The organism is Algibacter sp. (assembly GCF_049667265.1).
In the GTDB taxonomy this organism is placed as follows: domain Bacteria; phylum Bacteroidota; class Bacteroidia; order Flavobacteriales; family Flavobacteriaceae; genus Algibacter_B.
On record NZ_JBATHX010000255.1, the window covers coordinates 1 to 10817 of the forward strand.

Annotated in this window: 9 protein-coding genes and 1 pseudogene; 3 read left to right on the forward strand and 7 right to left on the reverse strand. The window is 34.0% G+C overall.

Annotated elements, in window-relative coordinates; genetic code table 11:
• The 3 genes from WBN21_RS09640 to WBN21_RS09650 form a co-directional block, all read right to left on the reverse strand.
• Window positions 1-1356 (reverse strand): M3 family metallopeptidase (locus tag WBN21_RS09640; RefSeq protein ID WP_424199738.1); only part of this gene is annotated, 1356 nt, incomplete at its 3' end.
• Window positions 1357-1503: 147 nt separating this feature from the next.
• Window positions 1504-1986: a 5-(carboxyamino)imidazole ribonucleotide mutase gene (gene purE / locus WBN21_RS09645; protein ID WP_424199753.1), complete on the reverse strand. Its 483-nt coding sequence runs from the start codon at window positions 1984-1986 to the stop codon at window positions 1504-1506.
• 69 nt (window positions 1987-2055) lie between these two features.
• Window positions 2056-3213: a 5-(carboxyamino)imidazole ribonucleotide synthase gene (locus WBN21_RS09650; RefSeq protein WP_424199740.1), complete on the reverse strand. Its 1158-nt coding sequence runs from the start codon at window positions 3211-3213 to the stop codon at window positions 2056-2058.
• A gap of 140 nt (window positions 3214-3353) precedes the next feature.
• Between WBN21_RS09650 and WBN21_RS09655 the strand changes: the two genes are divergently transcribed.
• The 3 genes from WBN21_RS09655 to WBN21_RS09665 all read left to right on the forward strand — a co-directional run bounded on the left by WBN21_RS09655 (window position 3354) and on the right by WBN21_RS09665 (window position 6370).
• Complete coding sequence (locus WBN21_RS09655; protein WP_424199742.1) at window positions 3354-4463, forward strand: adenylate kinase; 1110 nt, start codon at window positions 3354-3356, stop codon at window positions 4461-4463.
• Between the two features lie 167 nt (window positions 4464-4630).
• Window positions 4631-5629 carry a GTPase ObgE gene (gene obgE, locus WBN21_RS09660; RefSeq protein WP_424199744.1) on the forward strand — a complete coding sequence of 333 codons (999 nt, stop codon included), beginning with the start codon at window positions 4631-4633 and terminating at the stop codon, window positions 5627-5629.
• Between the two features lie 219 nt (window positions 5630-5848).
• Window positions 5849-6370, forward strand: a complete 522-nt coding sequence (locus WBN21_RS09665; RefSeq protein ID WP_424199746.1) for a DUF4136 domain-containing protein — start codon at window positions 5849-5851, stop codon at window positions 6368-6370.
• A 36-nt stretch (window positions 6371-6406) separates the two neighbouring features.
• Here WBN21_RS09665 and WBN21_RS09670 read toward each other — a convergent pair whose 3' ends face one another.
• From WBN21_RS09670 to WBN21_RS09685, 4 genes and pseudogenes are all read right to left on the reverse strand, one after another.
• Window positions 6407-7810 carry a M64 family metallopeptidase gene (locus WBN21_RS09670; protein WP_424199748.1) on the reverse strand — a complete coding sequence of 468 codons (1404 nt, stop codon included), beginning with the start codon at window positions 7808-7810 and terminating at the stop codon, window positions 6407-6409.
• On the reverse strand, window positions 7807-8322 hold the full coding sequence (locus tag WBN21_RS09675) for a hypothetical protein (protein ID WP_424199749.1): 516 nt from the start codon (window positions 8320-8322) through the stop codon (window positions 7807-7809). The genes WBN21_RS09670 and WBN21_RS09675 overlap by 4 nt, the downstream gene beginning before the upstream one ends.
• Before the next feature lie 118 nt (window positions 8323-8440).
• Window positions 8441-8812 carry a DoxX family membrane protein gene (locus WBN21_RS09680; protein ID WP_424199751.1) on the reverse strand — a complete coding sequence of 124 codons (372 nt, stop codon included), beginning with the start codon at window positions 8810-8812 and terminating at the stop codon, window positions 8441-8443.
• 279 nt (window positions 8813-9091) lie between these two features.
• Window positions 9092-10817 (reverse strand): annotated as a pseudogene (locus WBN21_RS09685) (alpha-2-macroglobulin); the annotation flags it as partial.

The window sequence follows — 10817 nt, forward strand, 5'->3', positions numbered from 1 at the left end:
TGTGGGTTTTGTGAAATTGCAAACTATAGAAATGTGTGGTCTGCTATTTTCGCCATTTTGAACGTATTGCGGTTTGTATGATGTCATCCACGCGCCATTTCGTTTTCCAGGTCTTGGAAAAAAATCGGCATAAAAAACAGATATAAAATCGCCTTTTGAGTCCGTAACTTTATACGTTAAAACATCGTCGTGGTATTTATCAATGGTATCAATTTCTTCAAAATTTAAATCAAATAACTTATTGGCTATTGTAAATGCACCATTAATTACATTTTCTAATTTGAAATATGGTTTAAGCTTTTCATCATCTAAACTGAATAATTTTTGCTTTAGTTTTTCAGAATAATAGGAGCCATCCCATTTTTCTAATCTATCAATGTTATCCAATTCTTTGGCGAATTTTTCAAGAGTTGCAAATTCGCGTTCGGCAGCTGGTTTTGCTTTTTCTAACAATTCATTTGAAAACTCTAATACTTTTTCAGGCGTTTCTGCCATGCGTTCTTCTAATACAAAATGAGCATGCGTTTTATAACCCAAAAGATTCGCGCGATCATGCCTAAGTTTGGTGATTTGTAAAACGTTTTTCTGATTATCTAAATCATCATTTTTAAATGCTTTACTCCCTGCCGCAATGGTTAACTTCTCTCTAAGCTCTCTATTGTCTGCATAGGTTACAAAAGGAATGTAGCTTGGGTAATCTAAGGTGAATAGCCAACCTTCTTTCTCTTTAGCTTCTGCTAATTGTTTTGCAGCTTCTTTTGCGCCATCAGGAAGACCCGACAAATCAGCTCCATCCGTAATAAGCATTTCAAATTTGTTGGTTTCTGCTAAAACATTCTCACCAAATTTGAGTTTTAATTTGCTTAGTTTTTTATCAATGTCTCTTAGTGTCGACTTTTTGTCTTCCGGTAAGTTGGCTCCATTTCGTGAAAAGCTTTTATATTTTTTATCAAGAAGCGTTGCTTGCTCAGTAGTTAAATCTAATTCCGTTTTAGAATCATAAACCGCTTTAACACGCTTGAATAAATCTTCATTTAAAGTAATATCGTTACTGAATTCTGAAAGCATCGGGGAAACTTTTTGAGCAATTTTTTGAATTTCTTCATTAGTTTCGGCCGAATTAAGATTGAAAAATATACTCGAGATCCTATCTAACTGTTCTCCAGAAAAATCTAATGCTTCAATAGTATTTTCAAAAGAAGGCGATTTAGGGTTGTTTACAATTATATCAATCTCCTTTTTGGCCATTTTTATAGCTTCCTTAAAGGTAGGTAAATAGTCTTTTGTTTGAATTATTCTGAATGGAGGCGTGTTATATTTGGTTTTAAACGGGGTAATTAGTGGTTTCTTTATCATTTATTTAAAAAAGTTGTTAAATTTCATATTTACTATGTATGCATAGTAAATTAATTATATTTTTGCATCCGATAATACGAAGAGTGACTAACTCAAGAGAATTATTTGTTAATAGCTGAAAAGCCCTGAATCACTTCGGGGCTTTTTTCATTTTAAATCTTTTGCCGACTCGTTTACCTTAATTTTCAATGCTTCTTTATAAGCAATAATTTTATCAAGAACAGATTTATCACTAGATCCTATAATTTGAGCTGCCAAAATACCTGCGTTTTTAGCACCATTTAAAGCAACGGTTGCCACAGGAACACCTCCAGGCATTTGTAAAATGGATAGTACTGAATCCCAACCATCAATAGAGTTACTGCTTTTTACAGGAACACCTATTACAGGAAGTGGTGATAAAGACGCAATCATTCCTGGTAAATGCGCCGCTCCACCTGCACCCGCAATTACAACTGCAAAACCTCTTGTGTGGGCATGTTTACCATAATCAAATAATTTTTCAGGTGTACGATGCGCCGAAACAATATCTACTTCAACTTCTATATCAAAACCTTTTAAGATGTCTATAGCATCTTGCATAACTGGTAGGTCGCTTTTGCTACCCATAATGACTCCTACTTTCATAATAAATTCCAATTTTTAAATTACAAAATCCAAATGTCACTTTTTTGGAATTTTGTTTTTGTTATTTGGTGCTTACTGGCTTATAACTTTAATACGCTTCTTTACTTCTTCGGCAACGCGTCTGGCTTCATTTAAATCTTCATTCACAATAGTTACATGTCCCATTTTTCTAAACGGACGTGTTTGTTTTTTACCATAAATATGAGGTGTTACACCATCCATTTTCATGATGTTTTCAATATTTTCGTAAACCACATTTCCAGTATAACCTTCAGCACCAACAAGATTTACCATAACACCACCAACTTTACTATCTGTTCTTCCCAAAGGTAAATCTAAAATAGCTCTAATATGTTGTTCAAATTGAGATGTGTAACTGGCTTCGATAGTTTGATGACCAGAATTATGAGGTCTCGGTGCAACTTCATTTACTAAAATGTTATCGTCATTTGTTTGAAACATTTCAACAGCCAATATACCAATATGATTAAAAGCTTTCGATGTTTTTAATGCCACTACTTCAGCCTTTTTTGCAACAGTATCTGAAATTCTAGCGGGACAAATAACATATTCTACTTGGTTGGCTTCAGGATGAAATTCCATTTCAACAACTGGATACGTTTTCGTTTCACCAGAAACACTTCGGGCAACAATAACTGCCAATTCATTTTTAAACGGAATTAAATCTTCAGCAATGCATTCACCTTTTGGTAAGCCTTCCAAATCTGATAAGGATCTAACTACTTTTACACCATTACCATCGTAACCAAATTGAGCTGCTTTCCATACAAATGGAAATTCTAAACCGCCATTTAAAACGGCATCTTCAATTTCTGATAAATAGGCAAAACGAGAAAAATCAGAAGTCGGAATATTATTATCAACGTAAAACAATTTTTGCTTCGCTTTATTCTGAATTTGTCTTAATGTTTTTGAAGCTGGATACACCTTCACACCTTCTTTTTCAAGAGTTTCCAGAGCATCAACATTAACATTTTCAATTTCAATAGTTAAAACATCAACCTGTTTTCCGAATTTATAAACAGCATCATAATCCATCAAATCTCCTAAATGAAATTCGTTGCTAGCAATTTTACAAGGCGCTTCATCACTCGAATCTAAAACCGAGGTATAAATATCAAATTTTCGGGTAGTATAAAGCAGCATTTTTCCTAATTGACCACCACCAAGAATACCAAGTTTAAAATTTGAAGAAAAATAATTTGTCATGTTTTTGCTAAAAGTGTGTTTAAGATATGCAAAAATACACTTAAATCTTAAAATAGTTCCTAAATCGTAAATCAAAAAAGGCCGATTGTTTAATGTATTGAGTATATTGACTATCTTTGCCACTTTAAAATTAATATCCGTTGATAAAGTTACACGACAAATATTTCAAACCCTTTGTTTCCGCTAAGGAAATCGACGAAGCTTTACAACGCTTAGTTGATGAAATAGCTGAAGATGTTGGCGACGAAATTCCGGTGTTTATTGGTATCCTTAACGGGTCGTTTATGTTAACGAGCGATTTTGTTAAAAAATATCCAAAACCTTGCGAGGTTACTTTTATAAAATTAGCGTCCTATGAAGGGCTAAAATCTTCTGAAGATATTCAGCGTTTAATTGGTCTAACACAAGATTTAACAGGTAGAACCGTAATTATTTTAGAAGATATTATTGACACAGGGAAAACCTTGCATGAAGTTCATAGGATTTTTAAAAACGAAAAGGTAAAATCATTAAAAATTGCCACACTTTTTTACAAACCCGAAGCTTATAAAAAAGACTTTAAATTACATTATGTTGGTATTGAAATTCCAAATAAATTCATTGTAGGTTACGGCTTAGATTATGATGGATTGGGGAGAGATTTACCAGAAGTATATCAACTAAAAGAAACACAACATATGACGAACTTAGTATTATTTGGCCCGCCAGGAGCAGGTAAAGGCACACAAGCAGAATTTTTAAAAGAGAAATATAATTTAGTTCATATTTCTACTGGCGATGTTTTTAGGTTCAACATTAAAAACAAAACTGCTTTAGGGATGCTTGCTAAATCGTTTATGGATAAAGGTGCGCTTGTTCCAGACCAAGTTACTATTGATATGTTAGAAGCTGAAGTAGAGAAAAATACCGACGCGAATGGATTCATATTTGATGGCTTTCCTAGAACAGATGCGCAGGCTGATGCATTAGAAAAATTAATGGATAGTAAAGATTCTCATATTAATGCGATGATTGCTTTAGAAGTTGATGATGAAGTTTTAGTAAAACGTTTACTTGAACGCGGTAAAACTAGCGGAAGAAAAGATGATGCTGATGAAACCGTAATTAGAAACCGAATAAAAGTATACTATAACGAAACAGCCATTTTAAAAGATTATTACGCTGCCCAAGATAAATATTTTGGAGTTGATGGTGTTGGAAGTATCGAGGATATTACTAAGCGACTAAGCTCAGTAATTGATAAACTATAAATTCCTGCGCAGGCAGGAATCTCATTATTAAAAACTATAACTTTTAAATTGAAGTTATAGTTTTTGTATTTTAAATTTCAATCAATATTTTCGCTTCCGCGGAAAAAATACTAAAGGTAAGAGTGAGCAAACTTTTAACTTTTAACTCATAACTTTTAACTTGAACCATGACTGAGGGTAATTTTGTTGACTACGTAAAAATGTTTGTTTCTTCCGGAAACGGAGGTAAAGGCTCTGTACATTTACATCGCGAAAAATATATTACCAAAGGAGGTCCTGATGGTGGCGATGGTGGTCGTGGAGGTCATGTGATTGTACGTGGAAAATCAAACCTTTGGACTTTACTTCATCTTAAATTTAAAAAACATGCCAGGGCAGAACATGGTGGTCATGGAAGTAGCGGCCGTAGTTTTGGTTCTGATGGTGAAGATGTTTATATCGATGTGCCGTTAGGAACAGTTATTCGCGACACCGAATCAAATGAAATCCTCTTCGAAATCACAGAAGATGGCGAGGAACGCATTTTAGCCGAAGGCGGAAAAGGTGGCCTAGGAAACTGGCACTTTAAAAGTTCAACTAACCAAACACCACGATACGCACAGCCAGGTATTCCAATGGAAGAAAGGCACGTAACTATGGAGCTAAAAGTACTAGCCGATGTTGGTTTGGTAGGCTTCCCTAATGCAGGGAAATCAACCTTGTTGTCGGTAGTCACTTCAGCAAAACCTAAAATTGCCGATTACGAGTTTACCACGCTAAAACCAAACTTAGGAATTGTAAAATATCGCGATTTTCAAACTTTTGTAATGGCAGATATTCCCGGGATTATCGAAGGTGCAGCCGAGGGAAAAGGGCTAGGACATTACTTTTTACGCCATATCGAACGTAATTCTATATTGTTGTTTTTAATTCCTGCCGATGCCGAAGATATTAGGAAACAATACGATATTTTGTTGGACGAACTTCGTCGTTACAACCCAGAAATGCTTGATAAAGAGCGCATCATCGCCATTTCAAAAAGCGATATGCTTGACGATGAGTTAAAAGCAGAAATGAAAACCGAGCTAGATAACGAGCTACCAATTCCATACCTGTTTATTTCCTCAGTAGCTCAACAAGGCATTACCGAGCTGAAAGATTTGCTTTGGAAAATGCTGAACGATTAATATTTTGGCCTTACCACAAGGGTCAGGCTTTTCGCTATATCCTTTTAAGGCGTCATTGCAACGACGAAGGACCTAGCAATCTGTTATTTTTTTTTGCAACCGCATAATTATAGTTTATCATCTTTAAAAAGGATGCCGCTGCAATCCCTAACGCGGCAACCTAACTAAATTTCAACATTGGAACAATTTTTGATTCACTTTATTTAAAATTAAAAATTCATGAAATTCTTAAAAATCTCCATTCTAGCCTTACTTATCATATCATGCGCACCCATTCGCGTAAATTACGATTTTGATAAAATGGCCAATTTCAATACCTATAAAACCTATCAATATTACGGCAATATGGAAACCGGTTTAAGCGAATTGGATACCAAACGCTTGCTTAATGCTATTGATGCTAATATGGAAGCCAAAGGATTTGCCATTTCTGAAAACCCAGATTTTTTTATCGATATTAAAAGTCATGAATATCAAGCCGCACAACGTCAAACCGTAGGCGTTGGAGTAGGTGGAACAGGACGGAATATGGGAGGAGGCATTTCCATAGGTTTACCCATTGGTCAGGCCAATGTAAACAGACAAATAACCATCGATTTTGTTGACGAAAATAAAAAGCAACTTTTTTGGCAAGCTATTAGCGAAGCTAGTTTTAATCCAAATGCAAATCCAGAAAAACGAGAAGCTAGATTAAATGCTATTGTTGAAAAGGTGTTAACAGCTTATCCACCAGAAAAATAAATGCATTTTGTCATTCCAGAGAAAGAAGGAATCCAATTAGTTTTTAACAATCCTTTTGCTAGCAATTAGCAAATTCCCAGAATAAAAATTTGCGATATAAATACCTTGGCTCAAATTGCTAATATCAACTTGCTTGCTTTCATAATTAGAAAGTTTATCCGATTTAACCTTTTTGCCATCAATACTCATAATTTCTACTTTTAAATTTGAAACCGAATTGCTTTCAAACTCTAAATTTAAAATGTTACTTGTTGGGTTAGGATATAAGGAAATTGTATAATTATGCTGTTCACTTAAAATATCATCAACTCCAAGCGATGAGTAGTTTATAGTCCAAGTAACGGTGCTAACATGAATACTTTCATGGTTATCCACTCTTAAAAAACTCGAATTATCGTGTATTACGGTTGTTAATGTATTTGCGCCTTCAACCAAATCGGTTTCAAGTATGGAAATACCATCAACATTAGTAGCAAAGTTAGTAGCATTAAGCGTCCAATCACTTTCTAAAGTGTTTGGGTTTGGCTTCACTAAACTAAGTTGAAAATCTAAAGGAAATGTTGGGTCATCAACCGTATTGTTATTTGGTGTATACATGTCAATTGGCGAAATTAAACTATGAATTTTTTCAACAATACCTTCTCTACAAACATCACAAAAAGGATATCCTAAATAGCGCATTTTGCAAGTTTGATGTGGTCTATTCCAATTAGCAGCATTACCAGAAGCCGCATAAGGATAAATTCCAACACCATTGGTTCCTAACCAATTCTTCCATTTTATAAGACCTGTGTTGGTTTCTTGAGTCATGTTTATAGCTTCCGCCGCTAAAGCATCTCCCGGATAATATTCATCTTTTAAATCGAATAGCGAGTGACCTAATTCATGAATAACAATCTCATCAGCATCCGTTCCGGTTGATGAGGTTGCATAAGGGCCACCTGCACCGCCATACACGGATGAGTTCACTAAAATTATGGGTTGGTCATATTCTGGAAAATTATTAGCTAATACATTATAAACCGTTGAAGATTGATACGTATAAAGTAACCTGTGAATATTTGCAGTATCAAAAGAGGTGTTAAAATAAGTATCCACATTACTTATTGCTACAGGAGGCGCAATGGTTGATTCTAAAGGTTCGGTACTTGTTCCTGGATGGTCGGCACCACTTTCATTTGATGGTACTTTTATGGCATAAACATTAAAGTAATCAGCATATTCCAAAAACGGCGATTGCGAAAACATTTCGGTTGTAAAGGCGGTAGCATCAGTAATAAATTGATTTAATTCCCCTGAGGTATAGCCATCTGACATAAACACAAGGTTAATTCGATTCGTATTATCACCTTCAAATTTAATAGTTTCAACATCAAAATTTTGCGCATTAATGCAAATGATTGTCAAGAAAAACGAGCAAAAAAGTAATGATTGTTTCATAATTTTAGTTGCGTTTTAATGAGTTGGATGTCCTTGTTTTCAACATTACTAATTTCGCTAATGGTAATATAAACAGTATTTGGTTTTAATTTTAATTTTAAAGAGAATTCTGCACTATCTAGTTCAACTGTTTTAAGCTGAAATTCATTGGTTTCATCAACATACTCAAACGTTTTTATTAGTGGGTTTTTTATAATGACACTTTGCAATACGTTATCTTTTTTATCTAGTTGACGGCAGTTTAAATCTCCTAAAACACCTTTTTCAAGGTGTTTGTTAATATTTTTTTTTAGCGTTCCTTTAGTAACTATTGTATTAATCCATCGAACGCTTTTTATTTTGTTATCATTATAATTATTTTTTATTGAATAATTTATAAAAATGAGTTTAGGGTTCAATTCTTCAACAGTAGAATTTTGAATAATTTCTTTTTTTGAACCACACGAATGCATCATTGTAAATATCAATGAAAGTAGGAGTAAAGCAGTATAGTTTGAATTTACTTTTTTCACAAAAACAAGATTATTTTTTTTAATCCATGTGTAAATTTAATCATTTTCATTAATGTATAACTTATAGGAATAAAAAAAGGAGACCTAAAGTCTCCTTACTATTTTAAATTAAATACCTTTAAATTAAGGATTTGTAACTGTCTTTATAACCGTAAAGTGTAATTATATTTAGTACTAATAAAACAATGGCGCCAGCACTATTAGCTGGGTCTAAGTTTAGGTGAAATAAAACAGCGTTTATGGAAACACTCATTAAAATAATGGCTAATAAAGCGCCATATTTATTAAAAATAAATGCTAAACCAGCAGCAACCTCTACAATTCCAACAAGAGGTAATGTTTTGGTTGACATTAAAGCGACCATATAATTCATTACAGCCTCTGGCATATTTTCTGGTGCTGGCATAAAATTTAAAAACTTGTTTGAGCCGAAAATAACGAGTAATACGCCAAAAATAATTCGAATGATTTTAAATACTTTTGAATTCATAGTGCTATTTGTATTAGTTAGTGAAATGAAAGATAGTTATTAATTGTAAATAAATCTATTTAGAGATTCGTCTGAAGAAACCAACCGAACTAAAACCGGAAAGGGTCTTTCGGCTTAATAAAAATAATCTATTCTTAAATTATCTGACACCTCCCTTAATCCCTCCTTGTTAGGAGGGAAACTGTTGGGTATGAGTTTCCCCTCTAAAAGAGGGGAGTAAGGGGTGTGTAAATAAAAGGTTTTTCAAATATTAATATCTCAAAACTAGCCAAATTTAAATTACTTAACACTAATTCTTGTACCTTCACTATGGCTGCTAAACTCAGGTGCATACATACTTTGAATGGTCGTGATGCCATTACTCATATTACCAGCATTATTCACGCGTAAATCATATTCAAAAACATAAACGCCTTTTGGCAAATAATCAAAAAAGAAGTTGGTTGATGCATCTTTTGTGCTTTCATAATAACCCAAACCATCTTGCCATTTGTATTGACTCAAAACATTTACAGGCTCTAATCCTGAAGCGCGCATATCTTTCATATGAATAAATTCCATGTTTCTGTCAGAACGTAATTCAATTCTAACGCGTATTAAATCGCCAACTTTTAAATCGGATTCTGACGTTATTTCTAAAATTTCTTCACCCGTATCAGTATTGGTTTTAAGAAATAGTTTTTTCTTTAATTTAAGCGGTGTTTCAGCTGAAGTTATCTTGTCTAAATCTTCAAAATATTGCCAGTATAAACCTCCCCAAGCAATCCCTTTCCCTGTTTTTGTAATTTTCACTTCGCCCATTTCTGGTTTAATTTCTTGGGTATTCCAAGAAGTTTTGTAGTAACCAGTTCCAGCTTCAACTTTTACAGCTTCTAATTTTTTAGGGTCAATGTCTTGTCCGCCAACAATCACATCAACCATATCAGTAACGCTTAACCAATCACTTCCTTGCAGTAATAAGGCATAAACGGCATCGGTAGTTGCTTTTGTTGTTTTCCATCGGTTGGTTTGCTTGTTTTTAAGTAACCAAATTTTTAAGTTATCAATGGTTTCTGTATCATTTTCAATTTCAGAGAAAGCCTCAATTAACAAAGCTTGAGTTTCAATAGGCGCCTGATACCAATACCAGGAGTTCGTGTTCGCTTTCCAATACATACCTAATTCTTCAGAAGTTATGCTGGTTTCTTTAAGTGATTTTAAAATCTTAGAAACCGTTTTAGCGTCGTTGTTTCTATGTGAAATTAGAGCCATCATGCCTTTTGAATATAATGAGCGATCCAGCCAAAACTTCTTTATTTGCGTTTGGTAATAGTCCATAATAGTTTCAACTTCTTTAGATTTTTCAATCTCTGGGAAAAAGCTTCGCATGTATAAATAATGAAGTTGCGTGTAGCTTAAATGGTCGCTATCTAAATCTACATCTTTATTATATTTTCTGATGTCTTTGTATTCTTTTATGAATTCGTTGTCAAGATAGTTGATGGCTTTTTGAATCATTTGACTTTGAGACCCTTCGACTGCGCTCAGGGAGACACCTAGTTTAGAAAGATGCCCAAAACCAGTAATGATATGTTGTGTAATGAATCTGTTTTCGTAACCGCCTTTAAACCAAGACCAAGCACCAGAGGCCATTTGATTATTTTCTAATTTTTTAATTGCCGATTGTAATTCATTAGTCATTTTATTTAAATCGAATAATAAGGCGATTCGTTTTTTCTGTTCAGTTTCACTTTCTGCATCGCGTAGCCAAGGTGTTTCTTGAATTAAAATAGATTTCAATTCTTCATTTTTCTCTAAGTTAGAAAGTAAAGCGTCTGTATTTCGCCATTGATTAAAAACCTCCTGAATTCTAGGATTTGAATTTGCAATATGACTCGCCAAAGCGTTGGCATAATATCTTGAGAATGTTTGTTCGTTACAATCATAAGGATATTCCATTAAATAAGGCAAAGCCTGAACCGCATACCATGCAGGATTGGAAGTCATTTCCAAAGTCAACTTATGA

What these genes read in the sequence shown, in the direction of transcription:
- WBN21_RS09650 (WP_424199740.1), bottom strand. Translation starts at nt 3,213, where the DNA reads ATGACAAATTATTTTTCTTCAAATTTTAAACTTGGTATTCTTGGTGGT.
- obgE (WP_424199744.1), top strand. Translation starts at nt 4,631, where the DNA reads ATGACTGAGGGTAATTTTGTTGACTACGTAAAAATGTTTGTTTCTTCC.
- WBN21_RS09665 (WP_424199746.1), top strand. Translation starts at nt 5,849, where the DNA reads ATGAAATTCTTAAAAATCTCCATTCTAGCCTTACTTATCATATCATGC.
- WBN21_RS09670 (WP_424199748.1), bottom strand. Translation starts at nt 7,810, where the DNA reads ATGAAACAATCATTACTTTTTTGCTCGTTTTTCTTGACAATCATTTGC.
- WBN21_RS09680 (WP_424199751.1), bottom strand. Translation starts at nt 8,812, where the DNA reads ATGAATTCAAAAGTATTTAAAATCATTCGAATTATTTTTGGCGTATTA.